This is a genomic window from Streptococcus oralis (genome assembly GCF_001579025.1).
GTDB lineage: Bacteria > Bacillota > Bacilli > Lactobacillales > Streptococcaceae > Streptococcus > Streptococcus oralis_X.
This window is the reverse complement of record NZ_KQ970235.1, coordinates 958,281-975,398: the sequence shown is the minus strand read 5'-3', so window position 1 is coordinate 975,398 and position 17,118 is coordinate 958,281. Positions and strand designations below refer to the sequence as shown.

Here is a 17,118-nt window from a genome sequence, read left to right as displayed (position 1 = left end):
CGAGCGCCTATTATTGTTTTTGGGGCTATCTTTATGGCCTATCGCATCTCAGCTGAGCTGACTTTTTGGTTTTTGGTCATGGTTGGTTTTTTGACAATCGTCATTGTCGGTCTCTCTCGACTGGTCAATCCTCTCTACAGTAGTCTCAGAAAGAAAACGGACCAGCTGGTTCAGGAAACGCGTCAGCAATTACAAGGCATGCGAGTTATTCGTGCCTTTGGGCAAGAAAAACGAGAATTACAGATTTTTCAAACCCTTAACCAAGTTTATGCTAGATTGCAAGAAAAGACGGGTTTCTGGTCTAGTTTGTTAACACCTCTGACCTATCTGATTGTTAATGGAACTCTTCTCGTCATCATCTGGCAGGGATATATTTTAATTCAAGGAGGTTTACTCAGTCAAGGTGCCCTGATTGCTCTTATCAACTACCTCTTGCAGATTTTGGTGGAATTGGTTAAGCTCGCCATGCTGATCAATTCCCTCAACCAGTCCTACATCTCAGCCAAGCGAATCGAGGAAGTCTTTGACGAGGCTCCAGAGGATATCCATTCAGAATTAGAAGAAAAGCAAGTTACCGGTGATCGGGTTTTGCAAGTCAAAGAATTAACCTTTACCTATCCTGATGCGGCCCAGCCTTCTCTGAGAAACATTTCCTTTGATATGAATCAAGGGCAAATCCTTGGTATCATCGGAGGAACTGGTTCTGGTAAGTCAAGCTTGGTGCAAGTCTTACTTGGTCTTTATACAGCAGACAAGGGGAGCATTGACCTTTATCGAAATGGACGTAGTCCTCTTAACCTTGAGCAGTGGCGGTCTTGGATTGCCTATGTACCCCAAAAAGTTGAACTTTTTAAAGGAACTATTCGTTCCAACTTGACTTTGGGTTTCAATCAAGAAGTGTCTGATCAGCAACTCTGGCAGGCCTTGGAGATTGCGCAAGCTAAGGATTTTGTCAGTGAAAAGGAAGGACTTTTGGATGCCCTAGTTGAGGCAGGAGGGCGAAATTTCTCAGGCGGACAAAAACAAAGGCTGTCTATTGCCCGAGCAGTCTTGCGCCAAGCTCCATTTCTCATCCTAGATGATGCGACCTCGGCCCTCGACACCATCACCGAGTCCAAGCTCTTGAAAGCAATCCGAGAGAATTTACCTAACACGAGCTTAATCTTGATTTCTCAACGAACGTCTACACTTCAGATGGCTGACCAGATTCTCCTCTTGGAAAAAGGGGAGCTCCTATCTGTTGGCAAGCACGATGACTTGATGAAGTCCAGCCAAGTCTATCGCGAAATCAATGCATCCCAACATGGAAAGGAGGACTAGCATGAAACGACAAACCGCAAACCAGACGCTCAAACGTTTGGCCATAGATTTAGCAAACCATCCTTTCCTCCTTTTCCTTGCCTTTCTAGGAACTATTGCCCAAGTTGCTTTATCGATCTACCTACCTATCTTGATTGGGCAGGTCATTGACCAGGTCCTCGTAACTGGTTCTTCACCAGTTTTTTGGCAGATTTTCATCCAGATGATCTTGGTGATCATAGGAAATACACTGGTACAATGGGCCAATCCTCTTCTTTATAATCGTCTAATCTTCTCTTATACCAGAGACTTGCGGGAGCGAATCATTCATAAGCTCCATCGGTTACCGATTGCTTTTGTGGATCGGCAGGGCAGTGGAGAGATGGTTAGTCGTGTGACCACAGACATAGAACAGCTGGCAGCCGGCTTAACCATGATTTTCAATCAATTTTTCATTGGTGTTTTGATGATTTTGGTTAGTATTCTAGCCATGCTCCAAATTCATCTCCTCATGACCCTCTTGGTCTTGCTGTTGACGCCCCTGTCCATGGTGATTTCACGCTTTATTGCCAAGAGATCTTATCACCTCTTCCAGAAGCAAACGGAGACGAGAGGAATTCAGACTCAGTTGATTGAAGAGTCTCTTAGCCAGCAAACTATTATCCAGTCCTTCAATGCTCAAACAGAGTTTATCCAAAGACTGCATGTGGCTAATGCCAACTATGCAGGCTATTCTCAGTCAGCCATCTTTTATTCATCAACGGTTAATCCTTCAACTCGCTTTGTCAACGCACTCATTTATGCTCTTCTTGCTGGAGTAGGAGCTTATCGAATCATGATGGGGTCCACCTTGACCATCGGACGTTTAGTGACTTTTTTGAATTACGTCCAACAGTACACCAAGCCCTTTAATGATATTTCTTCGGTTCTAGCCGAGTTGCAAAGTGCTCTCGCCTGCGCAGAGCGTGTCTATGCTGTCTTAGAAAGTCCAGAGGTGGCTGAAACAGGTAAGGAAATCTTGACCAGTGACCAAGTTAAGGGAGCCATTTCCTTTAAGCATGTTTCTTTTGGATACAATCCTGAAAGGATCTTGATTAAGGATTTGTCTATCGATATCCCAGCTGGTAGCAAGGTAGCCATCGTTGGTCCGACAGGTGCTGGTAAGTCAACTCTTATCAATCTCCTCATGCGTTTTTATCCTATTAACTCGGGAGATATCTTGTTAGATGGGCAATCCATTTATGATTATACCCGAGCGTCATTGAGACAGCAGTTTGGGATGGTACTCCAAGAAACCTGGCTCAAGCAAGGGACCATTCATGACAATATTGCCTTTGGAAATCCTGATGCCAGTAGGGAGCAGGTGATTGCTGCCGCAAAAGCAGCCAATGCAGACTTTTTCATCCAACAGTTACCACAGGGATACGATACCAAGTTGGAAAATGCAGGAGAATCACTATCTGTCGGTCAAGCCCAGCTCTTGACCATCGCCCGAGTCTTTCTAGCTATACCAAAGATTCTTATCTTAGACGAAGCGACTTCCTCCATCGATACACGGACAGAAGTGCTAGTACAGGATGCCTTTGCTAAACTCATGAAGGGACGTACAAGCTTTATCATTGCTCACCGTTTGTCAACCATTCAGGATGCGGATTTGATTCTTGTCTTGGTAGATGGTGACATTGTAGAGCATGGTAACCATCATGATCTCATGGATAGAAAGGGCAAGTATTACCAAATGCAAAAAGCTGCGGCCTTTAGCTCTGAATAAGTCATTCCTACCCATTTAAATTCTTAATGACACTAAAAGTTGCCTTCGGGTGACTTTTTTGTTACAATAGCTAGAAAAATCAAGGTCTTAGAAGGAGAAAACAATGAAAGTCTATCAGCATGTAAATATCGTGACTTGTGATCAAGATTTCCATATTTATTTGGATGGTGTCTTAGCCGTTAAGGACTCTCAAATCGTCTATGTCGGCCAAGAGGAGCCAGAGATTTTAGAGCAAGCTGAGCAGATTATAGACTATCAGGGAGCCTGGATCATGCCTGGTTTGGTCAATTGCCACACCCATTCTGCTATGACAGGCTTGCGAGGGATTCGGGATGATAGTAATCTCCATGAATGGCTCAATGACTATATCTGGCCAGCAGAAGCTGGATTTACTCCCGATATGACTACCAAGGCAGTCAAAGAAGCTCTGACAGAGATGCTCCAGTCAGGGACAACAACCTTCAACGATATGTATAATCCCAATGGTGTAGATATTGAAAGAATTTATCAGGCAGTGAAGGCTTCCAAGATGCGTTGTTATTTCTCACCGACCCTCTTTTCTTCAGAGACAGAAACAACTGCTGAGACTATAAGTAGAACACGTGCCATCATAGAGGAAATCTTAGGATATGAAAACCCAAATTTCAAGGTTATGGTAGCTCCACATTCTCCCTACAGCTGTAGTAGAGACTTGCTGGAAGCGAGCTTAGATATGGCAAAAAAGCTGGACATTCCTATCCATATCCATGTGGCGGAGACCAAGGAGGAATCAGGAATTATCCTCAAACGATACGGCAAACGCCCTCTCGCCTTTCTAGAAGAACTAGGTTACTTAGATCATCCGTCTGTCTTTGCTCACGGGGTCGAATTAAACGAGCGAGAAATTGAACGCTTGGCAACTTCTCATGTGGCAATCGCCCATAATCCTATCAGTAACCTCAAACTGGCCTCAGGGATCGCTCCAATCATCCAACTGCAAAAAGCAGGAGTAGCAGTCGGAATTGCGACTGACTCGGTTGCTTCCAATAATAATCTAGATATGTTTGAGGAAGGACGGACCGCAGCCCTTCTTCAGAAAATGAAGAGTGGAGATGCCAGCCAATTTCCTATCGAAACAGCCCTTAAGGCACTGACGATAGAGGGTGCTAAGGTTCTTGGAATGGAAGGACAGATAGGAAGCCTAGAAGTCGGCAAACAGGCAGATTTTCTGGTCATTCAACCACAAGGAAAAATCCATCTTCAACCTCAGGAAAATATGCTCTCTCACCTGGTTTATGCTGTCAAATCCAGTGATGTCGATGATGTTTATATCGCTGGAGAACAGGTGGTTAAGCAAGGCAAAGTTTTGACAGTAGAGATTTAAAAAAATTTAAAAAAAGTTTGCAAAAATCTTGCATTCTTTTTTTGTCTATGCTATACTTATATACGGTTTGAAAAAACTGCCTAAGACAGTAGGGGAGCTCGACTCATAAAGATCCTACCGAGGACAAAACGTATCATGTAAAAAGAAGCGTATTGTACTTTCGTGTCTAGGTTTGGGCGCGTTTTTCTTTTGGAAAAATTCCCCAAGCAAAATAATTACGGAGGTGAACACACTAATGAGTGAAGCAATTATTGCTAAAAAAGCGGAACTAGTTGACGTAGTGGCTGAAAAAATGAAAGCTGCTGCATCTATCGTCGTTGTAGACGCTCGTGGTTTGACAGTTGAGCAAGATACAGTTCTTCGTCGTGAGCTTCGTGGAAGCGAAGTTGAGTATAAAGTCATTAAAAACTCAATCTTGCGTCGTGCAGCTGAAAAAGCTGGTCTTGAAGATCTTTCATCAGTATTTGTTGGACCATCTGCAGTAGCATTTTCTAACGAAGATGTTATCGCACCAGCGAAAATCTTGAACGATTTTGCTAAAAACGCTGAAGCACTTGAAATCAAAGGTGGTGCAATCGAAGGCGCTGTCGCATCTAAAGAAGAAATCGTTGCTCTTGCAACTCTTCCAAACCGCGAAGGACTTCTTTCTATGCTCCTTTCTGTACTTCAAGCGCCAGTGCGCAACGTTGCTCTTGCAGTCAAAGCGGTTGCAGACAACAAAGAAGACGCAGCTTAATCTTAAGCTACGCAGCGTAGCTTAGCTACGAAAAAACTATTATAAAATTAAAAACTTATTTGGAGGAAATAACAATGGCATTGAACATTGAAAACATTATTGCTGAAATTAAAGAAGCTTCAATCCTTGAATTGAACGACCTTGTAAAAGCTATCGAAGAAGAATTTGGTGTAACTGCAGCTGCTCCTGTAGCTGTTGCTGCAGCTGGTGCTGCTGACGCTGGTGCTGCTAAAGACTCATTTGACGTTGAGTTGACAGCTGCTGGTGACAAAAAAGTTGGCGTTATCAAAGTTGTACGTGAAATCACTGGTCTTGGACTTAAAGAAGCTAAAGAACTTGTTGATGGTGCACCAGGTGTCATCAAAGAAGGCGTTCCAACTGCAGAAGCTGAAGAAATCAAAGCTAAATTGGAAGAAGCTGGAGCTTCAGTTACTCTTAAATAATAGAGCGACTACATTTGTAGCTTAAAAACACATAAAACCGCTATTCTTAGGAGTAGCGGTTTTTTATATTTTTATAAAGTATTGTCCAGAAATGATGATTTATAAGTATGGGTTGCCTTTTCAATAAATGGGTTATATAATAGAAGTATAGTTAGAGAAGATTGGTCTGAACATTTTTATAAAGAAAAGGAGAAAAGATGGCATTAAATTTGTTTGATGTTATTCATTATGAAGGTGAGGAAACAAGGAATATACTTGCTTGGAGACATCCTAAAACGAATATCAAGATAGGAGCAACTGTAATTGTAAATCCTGGTCAGAGTGCTGTGTTCTTTTCAAATGGAAGAGCAGTAGCTACCTATGATGCTGGAAAACATAAGATTGAAGGAAATGATATTCAGACAGCTTCAGGAATAAAGAACTTTCTAAGTGGAGGTATTTTATCTGACTCATCATTTTTGTGGTTTGTAAACACGTATGATTTACAACCGATTGGGTGGGGAACTTCTTCACCTATAATGGTTCGAGATCCAGAAAGTGATATTCCTGTTGAGTTGAAAATACATGGAAATTTTATTCCTCGAATTGTAGATTTGGAAGCTTTTATAATAGAATTTATGCCAAGTCACCCTGATCTTATAACAGCTACTATTTTACAAAATCGATTTAGACAAACTGCCAGTGGACTGATTAGTTCAGCTATTTCACAAGTAATATATAACTATAAGATTCCAATTATTGACATTGAGATGCACAGTTTTGATATAGCTGTTGGTTTGTCAGAAATTTTATCTAGCCATTTTGCTAAATATGGAATTAGTATTGAAGAATTTAGCATTGAGGCCTTAAAGGTAAATCAGAATAGCAATGGATATAGAGAAATCTTTAAATACCACAAGCAAATTTTGGAAGCCAAAAGCAAGCAGGCGAGTCGAGATATTGAAGAATATACTTATCAAGAAGAGAGACAATTTGATATTTTAGAAGAGGCAGCAAAAAATAATGATTCTACAGGAAACCTAATGGGAGCAGGTGTGGAAATCGCAATGGGGCTTGGCTTGGGAGCTAAATTTAGCAACTTGGTGAATCATATTGAAGATAGGAATTCATTGGACAAAGATGTTAATCAACATAAATCTGACCTCAAAGGAGAAATAGGCTTAGCTAAGTTTTGTAGCCAATGCGGGACTGCTTTTTTGGAAGGAGCAAACTTCTGTTCTAATTGTGGTCATGAAAGATAGTTCGAATCTTAGGAGAAAATAATTTTTTATACCATTCTAGGTTGGATATTATCTTTATCTTTTGGTTTTTTGTATTTTCAAATTTACTTTTGAATTTATTTGGGAAATCTGGGATTGCCAGAGTTTCCCTTTTTCTTAGAAATCTAAAACTAAGATCTTTTATTTCGTTTTTAGATCTTTCAAATTATGTAATTCTAAGTATGGAAATGTATGAATAAATACACCAATTCCCTGAAAGATATTAGGAAATCTTTTTAAAAGAGTAAGGGATTACTTAGAAAAGTTCTATGACAAGAGGATATAGTAGATGTACCAAGTATTTCGTTTATTAAGTATACTTTTTATGGGATTGACAAGTGCAACATTTTTTCTTTCACTATGGGCCGTAACTCTATTTCTTGAACATGGTAAGCCGATTTTCTCAATAGTGACTCCTATTATTTTTTCTTTATCAGGTTTCTTTTTGTCTTCCTTTGCATTTTATAGCTTTGGTGTTTTAGAAAATATAAAAATTAAAGTCAAAGCCTTGGATGAGATATATAATGGGAAGGCTCTTTATAGAGAATATATAGCAACTAGAGGAGAAGAAAGGTGAAGCAGTATATTAAGAATAATTGGAAAACAGGCTTTCATTGGTTAATTTCAAATATAGTAATACTCTGTTTTGTAGTTTTATCACTTGCTATCTTTTCTATAGATGATGGACCAAGAATCTCTATATTGAAAAATCTTGATTTTATAATTTTGGCAAAATCTATTGGAATTCCCGTTGTTATCAGTTTTTTATTTTTATCATTTCAAAATGTTACCTTTGTGCTATTTGCTTTAATTATTTTATATTTATTTCGAAAAAAAATTAAAGATTCCTTTTCCTTGAAGAAATTAAAACAGAAGAATTTACTTCAAATGCTTGTTTTAATCATTTTATCATCATTTCTTGAATTTGAAAAATCTAGGGAATGGTCTATTCGATTTCTATTTCTTTTAGCTCCGTGGTATTTGTTTAGTGTGATCTCAATATTGGTAATGACTTATCGTAAGTCAAAGAGAGAAGAAGAAGTCAAGAAACGAAATCAAATACAAGCTTTATTCACCTTATTTGAAAAGCACCAGATTAATAAAAATACATATCCCGTTATTTGTCCATCATGTAGTGGTGAGAATCTGCTTGATCTAGGGCAAGGTAAATCATGTGATTATTGCGGTGCATGGTTATCTAGAAAGGAAATATAAATGAGACGCTATCGTTTAATCATTTCCAAGTTTGTTTATCCTTTAGTATCTTTCATATGTATTATTTCGGGATTGAAATTTTATCAGTCCATAGATAAAGAAATAAGATGGTTATTAGGAAAAAAAGAAGGATTACTTCACGATTTCTACTTTATGTGGCTTTTAATAGTTACAATTTTGTTTGTTTTATTTTTCCTATTTTTGCTTATATCATCTTTTTTATTTTTAAAACAGCCACGGATGAAACAATATGACAAAGCTTTGATAACAGTTCTTAAGTTTGAAGAACAAGGTGAGGATGTTATTGAAATTAAAGGAAAAGAATTGCGAGATGAGTTATCTTATAAATTATCAGCAAAACGTGTTTATTGTCCTACTTGTCATAAACCTACAGATGGAGTAATTGGAACTAAATTGACCTGTGCAACTTGCGGTAAAACTTTCATAGTTTCTTGATTTGATGGCATTCGTAATGAAACAATCTTAATTTTTTAAACAAATAAATTAAGGTTGTATCTAGAAATTTAGTAAATATATTTGCTTAAATTAAATTTTATAATACGAAAAGCAACAGCTGTTTAGCTGTTGCTTTTTGATAACTTTTTTAACTCTTAAATCACGCCTTGTGCAATCATAGCTTTGGCTACGTTTTCGAAGGTAACGATATCAGTACCATCCAGATAGTTTTGCCAATTTCGTATGTTTCAGCGCGATAGTTTTAGCTGTTTTGAGGATCTTGGTCATGATGTCTTCGAGTCGACAAGAGTATACTAATATCTATTCATCTGATAAGAGGGATTTTATCATCCAGATATTCATAGCAGGGTGGCCGGCGGCGTTAGAAAGTGGTTCTTGCAATGCTGTAAAACCATAGTGCTGATAGATGGCCACAGCCGTAGCCAGTTCAGTAGAGGTCTCTAGATAAAGCTGTTCATAACCTGCTAGACGGGCTTCCTGGAATATCCGCTTTATCAACCTGCTGGAATAACCTTTGCCACGGCTATTTTTAGTGACATACAGTTTTTGTAATTCAGCAATCTTATCAGACACAGGTGCAAAGCCACCACAGCCAACCAGCTGTCCTTCGTCTTCCAGAACAAAGTAAGCTGCTCTCTCTTGCTGTTGATAGTAGTCGGCCAAATGATCTAGATGAGAATCAAAGTAGACAGTTCCAGGTTTGTCAAGTCCGAATTCTTCTAGGCTAGCTCGAATGAGTTGTGCTACAGCTGGATTATCTCTTACTTCCATTGGCCGTAAGTTCATCATTTGCCCTCCGATAGGATGTATCGACTAATTAAACAATACCTTGTGCAATCATAGCATTGGCTACGTTTTCGAAGGCAGCGATATTTGCTCCTGCAAGGTAGTCAGTACCAAGACCATATGTTTCAGCAGTTGTTTTAGCTGTGTTAAAGATGTTGGTCATGATGTCTTTGAGGCGTCCATCAACTTCTTCACGAGTCCATGAAAGGCGAAGGCTGTTTTGGCTCATTTCAAGCGCTGATACAGCTACACCACCAGCGTTGGCAGCTTTGGCAGGTCCGTAAAGGATTCCGTTTTCTTTGTAGACTTTAATCGCATCAAGGTCACTAGGCATGTTAGCACCTTCTGATACGCAGATAACTCCTTGAGCAACCAAACGTTTAGCTGCTTCGCCGTTGATTTCGTTTTGGGTCGCACATGGAAGAGCGATGTCGTAGTTTCCAGCGTAAGTCCATACAGAACCTTCATGGTAAGTAGCAGTTGCTTTCTCAGCTGCGTACTCAGTCAAACGAGCACGGCGTTTTTCTTTAACATCAACCAAAAGATCGAAGTCAATACCATTTTCGTCGATGACATAACCGTTTGAGTCAGATACAGAGATAACAGTAGCGCCGAGTTCAGTCGCTTTTTGAAGAGCGTATTGAGCTACGTTACCAGAACCTGAAATAACCACTTTCTTACCAGCAAAACTGTTACCATTAGCTTTGAGCATTTCTTCAGTATAGTAAACCAAACCATAACCAGTTGCTTCTGGACGAATCAAGCTACCACCAAATCCAAGAGGTTTACCAGTCAAGACACCCGCATCAAATTGGTTAAGACGTTTGTATTGTCCGTAAAGGTAACCAATTTCACGTCCACCAACACCGATATCACCAGCAGGTACGTCAAGAGATGGTCCGATGTATTTTTGCAATTCTGTCATAAAGCTTTGGCAGAAGCGCATCACTTCAGCGTCAGTCTTTCCTTTAGGATCGAAGTCTGATCCCCCTTTACCTCCACCGATTGGAAGTCCAGTCAAGACGTTTTTAAAGATTTGTTCGAAGCCGAGGAATTTCAAGATCCCTTGGTTTACAGTTGGGTGGAAACGAAGTCCGCCTTTATATGGTCCAACAGCTGAGTTGAATTGAACACGGTAACCACGGTTGACTTGGACTTTTCCATCACGGTCCACCCAAGGAACACGGAAAGAAATCACGCGCTCAGGCTCAGTGATACGTGCCAAGATGTTTTCTTCGATATACTCAGGGTGTTTTTCAAATACAGGTTCCAAAGTGCTGAAGAATTCTTCAACCGCCTGGAGAAATTCAGCCTCATGCCCGTTACGAGCTTTCACAGTTGCAAACACGCTTTGGATATAGTCTTTAGCAGATGTCATATCGTTCTCCTTTTTGTTGTTATATTTTATTACATGAGCCATTATAGCAGAATTTTTTTTGAGTGTAAAGAAAAAAACAGAAATTTTCTAAAAATTCTTTCAATTTACAAAACCGAACGTTTTATATAGAAATTAGTTTCTCAAAGAGAAAATCTTAAAGTATGGTATAATATTAGAAATAAAAGGAATCTGGAGGATCAGAATCATGGTATCAACGAAAACACAAATAGCTGGATTTGCGTTTGACAATTGCTTGATGAATGCAGCGGGTGTGGCTTGTATGACGATAGAAGAGCTTGAAGGGGTCAAAAACTCAGCGGCAGGTACTTTTGTTACGAAGACTGCGACCTTGGACTTTCGTCAGGGAAATCCTGAACCACGCTACCAGGATGTTCCACTTGGTTCTATCAACTCCATGGGCTTACCAAATAATGGCTTAGACTACTATCTGAACTATCTTTTGGACTTGCAGGAAAAAGAGCCAAACCGAACTTTCTTTCTATCTTTAGTTGGCATGTCTCCAGAAGAAACACATACCATCTTGAAAAAAGTTCAAGAGAGTGAATTCAAAGGACTGACAGAGCTTAATCTCTCTTGTCCAAATGTTCCAGGGAAACCTCAGATTGCCTATGATTTTGAGACAACAGACCGTATCTTGGCCGAAGTATTTGCCTATTTTACCAAACCTCTTGGAATCAAGCTCCCACCTTATTTTGATATTGTGCACTTTGACCAAGCAGCAGCTATTTTCAACAAGTACCCACTCAAGTTTGTCAACTGTGTCAACTCTATCGGAAATGGCCTTTATATTGAAGATGAGTCGGTCGTTATTCGTCCTAAAAATGGTTTCGGTGGCATTGGTGGAGAGTATATCAAACCAACCGCTCTAGCGAATGTACATGCCTTCTACCAACGTCTCAATCCGCAAATCCAAATCATCGGAACGGGTGGCGTTCTGACGGGGCGTGATGCCTTTGAACACATCCTCTGCGGTGCTAGCATGGTGCAAGTAGGGACCACCCTACACAAAGAAGGTGTCGGTGCTTTTGAGCGCATTACCAATGAACTAAAAGCAATCATGACGGAAAAAGGGTACGAGAGACTAGAAGATTTCCGTGGGAAATTGCGCTATATTGATTAAGTTTAATAAAAAATCAGAAGAAAGGAGAGAAGATGCTAGCCATAGAAGAGAGTCAAAAGGTATCTCTATCAAATTTATCTAGTCTGAATCTATTTACAGGGACAGATCAGGGCCAGTTTGAAGTTATGAAGAGTCAAGTGTTGAAACAGATTGGTTATGATCCAGCTGATCTCAATTTTGCTTACTTTGATATGAAAGAAGTAGCTTATAAAGACTTAGAGTTGGAGCTGGTTAGTCTCCCTTTCTTTGCGGATGAGAAAATCGTGATATTAGACCATTTTGTCGATATTACAACAGCCAAGAAACGTTTTTTAACAGATGATGAGCTCAAGTCGTTTGAGGCATACCTTGATAACCCTTCGCCAACAACCAAGTTGTTGATTTTTGCTGAAGGAAAGTTAGATAGTAAAAGACGGCTGGTCAAATTGCTCAAACGAGATGCGACTGTCTTTGATGCTATTGAACCCAAGGAACTAGAACTCCGCCAGTATTTCCAAAAATGGAGTCAGACACAAGGTCTGCAGTTTGCAGAAAAGTCTTTTGAAAATCTACTTCTCAAATCTGGTTTTCAATTTAGTGAAATCCAGAAAAACCTCCTTTTTTTACAGTCTTATAAATCAGACGGCGTGATTGAGGAGAAGGACATTGTCGAGGCTATACCAAAGACTCTGCAGGACAATATTTTTGATTTGACTCAGTTTATTTTAGCTAAGAAGATTGACCTGGCCCGTGACCTGGTTAGAGACTTGACCTTGCAAGGGGAGGATGAGATCAAGCTCATAGCTGTCATGTTAGGACAGTTTCGTACCTTTACCCAAGTGAAGATTTTATCAGAGACTGGTCAGACGGAATCGCAGATTGCAACCAGTCTGGGAACTTATTTGGGGCGAAATCCTAATCCTTATCAAATCAAGTTTGCACTGAGAGATTCGAGAGGGATTTCCTTGCACTTTCTCAAACGAGCGATTTCTTATTTGATTGAAACAGACTACCAGATTAAGACAGGTGTCTATGAAAAGGGGTACCTGTTTGAAAAGGCACTTTTGCAGATTGCGGCAGAGGCAAATTGAGCAAAAAACTTGAAAAAAGAGGATGATTGCGTTATCATTTTCATATAGAAAGAAAAAGAGGTATTACAGATGGCTATTATCTTACCAGACCTTCCATACGCATACGACGCTTTGGAACCATACATCGATGCAGAAACAATGCACTTGCACCATGACAAACACCATCAAACTTATGTCAACAATGCCAATGCAGCTCTTGAAAAACACCCTGAAATTGGTGAAGACCTTGAAGCTTTGCTTGCTGATGTAGACTCTATCCCAGCTGATATCCGTCAAGCACTTATCAATAATGGTGGTGGACACTTGAACCACGCTCTTTTCTGGGAATTGATGACTCCTGAAAAAACTGCTCCATCAGCAGAACTTGCAGCAGCAATCGACGCAACATTTGGTTCATTTGAAGAATTCCAAGCAGCCTTTACAGCAGCAGCTACAACTCGCTTTGGTTCTGGATGGGCTTGGTTGGTTGTCAACAAAGAAGGGAAGCTTGAAGTGACTTCAACAGCAAACCAAGACACCCCAATCTCAGATGGTAAAAAACCAATCTTGGGCTTGGACGTTTGGGAACATGCTTACTACGTGAAATACCGCAACGTGCGTCCTGACTACATCAAAGCTTTTTTCTCAGTGATTAACTGGAACAAGGTAGACGAGCTTTACGCAGCAGCTAAATAATAAAATCTGGAGGGAAGAATTGTTCTTCTCTTTTTAAGGTTATAAAGCAGAAGTCTGACAGAATCGTCAGACTTTTTTCATTTTCAGGATATTCGTGCCAACTTGTAGAAAATATGGTAAAATAGAGTGTTAAGTAATCGTGGAAAAGGAAGACTATGCGTAAAGAAATTGCACCTGAATTATACAACTATAACAAGTTTCCTGGCCCAGAATTTCATGTAAATGGGGATAAGGTTGAGACTGAAGAGATCGCTTTTACCTTGGTTGAAAATATCAAGGATGCTTTCGATGTGACAGTCTTTAATCAACGCTTTTCAGAAGTGTTGACCAAGTTTGATTATGTCGTGGGGGACTGGAGTAATGAACAGCTCCGCCTACGTGGTTTTTACAAAGACGATCGAACAGAGGAAAAAATTGAAAAAATCAGTCGTTTACAGGACTATCTTTTGGAGTACTGTAGTTATGGTTGTGCCTATTTTGTTCTAGAAAATCAAGCACCTAAGCGTGCGTCATTTGACAAGAAAATGCGTAAAAAGGATGAGGAAAACCTTCCTAGAAGAGGAAAGAAACCTTCGCAAAATAAGAGAAAACCAAATACGGATAAGCGAAATAGACGTCGTCATAAGGACCAAAAGTCTCAGAAAGAGGACAAGGGACAGCGCCATTTTGTCATTCGTCAGAAATAGATAGAGAATAAGGAGAAGAGATGAAACCTTCTATTTATAGTTTAACACGTCAAACAATGCAAGAATGGGTATTAGAACAAGGGGAAAAGAAATTCCGTGCAGATCAAATCTGGGAATGGCTCTACCGTAAACGTGTGCAGTCATTTGAAGAAATGACCAACCTTTCCAAGGATTTGATTGCTAAGCTCAATGACCAGTTTGTCGTAAATCCTTTGAAACAACGGATTGTACAAGAGTCAGCTGACGGTACTGTTAAGTATCTTTTCGAGTTGCCAGATGGCATGTTGATTGAGACAGTACTCATGCGTCAACACTACGGTTTGTCAGTCTGTGTGACCACTCAGGTCGGTTGTAATATCGGTTGTACCTTCTGTGCGTCAGGCTTGATTAAGAAGCAACGTGATCTTAATAATGGGGAAATCGTAGCGCAGATTATGCTGGTTCAGAAATACTTTGATGAACGTGGTCAGGATGAACGTGTCAGCCATATCGTTGTTATGGGAATTGGTGAACCATTTGATAACTACAACAATGTGTTGAATTTTGTCCGTACCATCAATGATGACAAGGGAATGGCTATCGGTGCTCGCCACATCACTGTTTCAACCTCAGGTTTGGCCCATAAAATTCGTGACTTTGCTAATGAAGGCGTACAGGTCAATCTGGCTGTGTCTCTTCACGCACCCAATAATGAATTGCGCTCAAGCATCATGAAGATTAACCGTGCCTTTCCGATTGAAAAGCTCTTTGCAGCTATTGAGTACTATATCGAAAAAACTAATCGTCGTGTAACTTTTGAATACATCATGCTCAATGAAGTCAACGACGGTGTTGAACAAGCCTTGGAGTTGGCTGAATTGCTCAAGAACATCAAGAAATTGTCTTATGTAAACTTGATTCCTTATAACCCTGTTAGTGAGCATGACCAATATAGCCGTAGTCCTAAAGAGCGTGTGATGGCCTTCTACGATACCCTCAAGAAAAAAGGGGTCAACTGTGTTGTCCGTCAAGAGCATGGTACAGATATTGATGCAGCTTGTGGACAATTACGCTCTAATACAATGAAACGTGATCGCCAGAAGGCAGTCGCAGCGGTAAATCCATAAAATGACTAAAAAAAGAGAATTAATCTTAAGATTGGGAGTGGCTGTTTACAGTCTATGCATTGTCTGTTTTTGTTTTACTCCCCAGCCTCAACTTCCTACAGGAGTGGAAACTCCAGGTATTCAAACTTTTGGACGCCTGGTTTTTCTTTTAACTCCCTTAAACTCCCTTTGGAATCTAGGTGAAGTAACCAGTTTGGGACAAGTTATTTGGATCTTTTTGCAGAACATTTTAAATGTCTTCTTGCTATTTCCTTTGGTTTTTCAACTGATCTATCTCTGTCCAAACTTGCGGCAAACGAAAAAAATCATCCTTCTCAGTTTTCTTCTGAGTCTAGGAATCGAGTGTACACAACTAGTTTTAGATTTTTTATTCGACTTTAATCGCGTCTTTGAGATTGATGATTTGTGGACCAATACCTTGGGAGGCTATCTGGCTTGGCTCCTCTATAAAGGACTGCATAAAAATAAGATAAGGAATTAGAATGAGTATTTTAGAAGTTAAAAATTTAAGTCACGGTTTTGGTGACCGTGCAATTTTTGAAGATGTGTCTTTCCGTCTCCTCAAGGGTGAGCATATCGGCTTAGTCGGTGCCAATGGTGAAGGAAAATCAACCTTTATGAGCATCGTGACAGGTAAGATGTTGCCAGATGAAGGGAAGGTGGAGTGGTCCAAATATGTGACTGCTGGCTATCTGGATCAGCACGCTGTGCTAAAGGAAGGTCAAACCGTGCGTGATGTCTTGCGTACAGCCTTTGATGAGCTATTTAAAGCAGAAGCTCGTATCAATGACCTCTATATGGAAATGGCAGAAGACGGAGCAGATATTGACGCGCTAATGGAAGAAGTTGGCGAACTCCAAGACCGTTTGGAGAGTCGAGATTTCTATACCTTGGATGCTAAGATTGATGAAGTAGCGCGTGCTCTCGGTGTCATGGACTTTGGCATGGATACGGATGTAACTGCCTTATCAGGTGGACAAAGAACCAAGGTGCTTTTGGCTAAACTCCTCCTCGAAAAGCCTGATATCTTGTTGCTGGACGAGCCAACCAACTACTTGGATGCTGAACACATTGACTGGCTCAAGCGTTATCTACAAAACTATGAGAATGCCTTTGTCCTTATTTCGCATGATATTCCTTTCCTCAACGACGTAATCAATATCGTCTATTATGTTGAAAATCAACAGTTGACGCGTTACTCTGGTGACTACTACCAGTTCCAAGAAGTTTATGCTATGAAGAAATCTCAACTGGAAGCAGCCTATGAGCGTCAACAGAAAGAGATAGCGGACCTCAAGGATTTCGTAGCCCGCAATAAAGCCCGTGTTGCAACACGAAACATGGCCATGTCCCGTCAAAAGAAACTCGACAAGATGGACATCATCGAACTTCAAAGTGAGAAACCAAAGCCATCCTTTGATTTCAAACCAGCTCGTACACCTGGGCGCTTTATCTTCCAAGCCAAGGACTTGCAGATTGGTTATGACCGTCCACTTACTAAACCCTTAAACCTAACCTTTGAACGCAATCAAAAGGTTGCAATTATTGGGGCCAATGGTATTGGGAAAACAACCCTCTTGAAGTCTCTCTTGGGCATTATTCCGCCAATCGCTGGAGAAGTCGAACGTGGCGACTACCTAGAACTTGGCTACTTTGAGCAAGAAGTAGAAGGTGGCAATCGTCAAACCCCTCTTGAAGCTGTCTGGAATGCCT

At 40.3% G+C, this 17,118-nt stretch carries 18 protein-coding genes, 1 pseudogene and 1 other annotated feature; of the genes and pseudogenes, 16 read left to right on the top strand and 3 right to left on the bottom strand.

Translation table 11 applies throughout. From position 1 onward, the window contains the following. From SORDD27_RS04735 to SORDD27_RS04695, 9 genes are all read left to right on the top strand, one after another. Positions 1–1,320 (top strand): ABC transporter ATP-binding protein (locus SORDD27_RS04735; RefSeq protein ID WP_081103356.1); only part of this gene is annotated, 1,320 nt, incomplete at its 5' end. Between the two features lies 1 nt (position 1,321). Beyond that, positions 1,322–3,070: an ABC transporter ATP-binding protein gene (locus SORDD27_RS04730; protein ID WP_061427628.1), complete on the top strand. Its 1,749-nt coding sequence runs from the start codon at positions 1,322–1,324 to the stop codon at positions 3,068–3,070. 103 nt (positions 3,071–3,173) lie between these two features. Beyond that, positions 3,174–4,433: a TRZ/ATZ family protein gene (locus SORDD27_RS04725; RefSeq protein ID WP_061427626.1), complete on the top strand. Its 1,260-nt coding sequence runs from the start codon at positions 3,174–3,176 to the stop codon at positions 4,431–4,433. 61 nt (positions 4,434–4,494) lie between these two features. Continuing rightward, positions 4,495–4,630 (top strand) — a sequence feature (ribosomal protein L10 leader region). A gap of 38 nt (positions 4,631–4,668) precedes the next feature. After that, the gene (gene rplJ / locus SORDD27_RS04720) at positions 4,669–5,169 is read left to right on the top strand and encodes a 50S ribosomal protein L10 (RefSeq protein WP_061427624.1); all 501 of its coding nucleotides are present in this window, start codon (positions 4,669–4,671) and stop codon (positions 5,167–5,169) included. 74 nt (positions 5,170–5,243) lie between these two features. Further along, a complete protein-coding gene (gene rplL, locus SORDD27_RS04715) occupies positions 5,244–5,612 on the top strand; it encodes a 50S ribosomal protein L7/L12 (protein ID WP_001196964.1) in 369 nt (122 codons plus the stop codon). Between the two features lie 197 nt (positions 5,613–5,809). Then, positions 5,810–6,853: an SPFH domain-containing protein gene (locus SORDD27_RS04710; RefSeq protein WP_061427622.1), complete on the top strand. Its 1,044-nt coding sequence runs from the start codon at positions 5,810–5,812 to the stop codon at positions 6,851–6,853. Positions 6,854–7,160: 307 nt separating this feature from the next. Further along, on the top strand, positions 7,161–7,448 hold the full coding sequence (locus tag SORDD27_RS04705; protein WP_061427620.1) for a hypothetical protein: 288 nt from the start codon (positions 7,161–7,163) through the stop codon (positions 7,446–7,448). Further along, on the top strand, positions 7,445–8,086 hold the full coding sequence (locus tag SORDD27_RS04700) for a hypothetical protein (RefSeq protein WP_061427618.1): 642 nt from the start codon (positions 7,445–7,447) through the stop codon (positions 8,084–8,086). The genes SORDD27_RS04705 and SORDD27_RS04700 overlap by 4 nt, the downstream gene beginning before the upstream one ends. After that, complete coding sequence (locus SORDD27_RS04695; protein WP_061427616.1) at positions 8,087–8,542, top strand: hypothetical protein; 456 nt, start codon at positions 8,087–8,089, stop codon at positions 8,540–8,542. Positions 8,543–8,697: 155 nt separating this feature from the next. Here SORDD27_RS04695 and SORDD27_RS10290 read toward each other — a convergent pair. The 3 genes and pseudogenes from SORDD27_RS10290 to gdhA all read right to left on the bottom strand — a co-directional run. Beyond that, positions 8,698–8,845, bottom strand: a pseudogene (locus SORDD27_RS10290) (NADP-specific glutamate dehydrogenase); the annotation flags it as partial. Positions 8,846–8,863: 18 nt separating this feature from the next. Continuing rightward, positions 8,864–9,349, bottom strand: a complete 486-nt coding sequence (locus tag SORDD27_RS04690) for a GNAT family N-acetyltransferase (RefSeq protein WP_061427614.1) — start codon at positions 9,347–9,349, stop codon at positions 8,864–8,866. 31 nt (positions 9,350–9,380) lie between these two features. After that, positions 9,381–10,727: an NADP-specific glutamate dehydrogenase gene (gene gdhA / locus SORDD27_RS04685; protein ID WP_000199516.1), complete on the bottom strand. Its 1,347-nt coding sequence runs from the start codon at positions 10,725–10,727 to the stop codon at positions 9,381–9,383. A 205-nt stretch (positions 10,728–10,932) separates the two neighbouring features. Here gdhA and SORDD27_RS04680 point away from each other — a divergent pair, with 205 nt between their 5' ends. The 7 genes from SORDD27_RS04680 to SORDD27_RS04650 all read left to right on the top strand — a co-directional run. Continuing rightward, positions 10,933–11,868 carry a dihydroorotate oxidase gene (locus SORDD27_RS04680; RefSeq protein ID WP_061427612.1) on the top strand — a complete coding sequence of 312 codons (936 nt, stop codon included), beginning with the start codon at positions 10,933–10,935 and terminating at the stop codon, positions 11,866–11,868. 32 nt (positions 11,869–11,900) lie between these two features. Next, a complete protein-coding gene (gene holA, locus SORDD27_RS04675; RefSeq protein ID WP_000879663.1) occupies positions 11,901–12,938 on the top strand; it encodes a DNA polymerase III subunit delta in 1,038 nt (345 codons plus the stop codon). Between the two features lie 69 nt (positions 12,939–13,007). Continuing rightward, positions 13,008–13,613, top strand: coding sequence for a superoxide dismutase SodA (gene sodA / locus SORDD27_RS04670; RefSeq protein WP_000974727.1), 606 nt, complete (start codon positions 13,008–13,010; stop codon positions 13,611–13,613). Between the two features lie 155 nt (positions 13,614–13,768). After that, a complete protein-coding gene (locus tag SORDD27_RS04665; RefSeq protein ID WP_061427610.1) occupies positions 13,769–14,299 on the top strand; it encodes a YutD family protein in 531 nt (176 codons plus the stop codon). Between the two features lie 20 nt (positions 14,300–14,319). Further along, the gene (rlmN, locus tag SORDD27_RS04660; protein ID WP_000804759.1) at positions 14,320–15,405 is read left to right on the top strand and encodes a dual-specificity RNA methyltransferase RlmN; all 1,086 of its coding nucleotides are present in this window, start codon (positions 14,320–14,322) and stop codon (positions 15,403–15,405) included. A gap of 1 nt (position 15,406) precedes the next feature. Further along, positions 15,407–15,886: a VanZ family protein gene (locus SORDD27_RS04655; RefSeq protein ID WP_049505673.1), complete on the top strand. Its 480-nt coding sequence runs from the start codon at positions 15,407–15,409 to the stop codon at positions 15,884–15,886. Position 15,887: 1 nt separating this feature from the next. After that, positions 15,888–17,118, top strand: a 1,231-nt coding sequence (locus SORDD27_RS04650; RefSeq protein ID WP_061427608.1) for an ABC-F family ATP-binding cassette domain-containing protein, incomplete at its 3' end; no start/stop codon positions are given.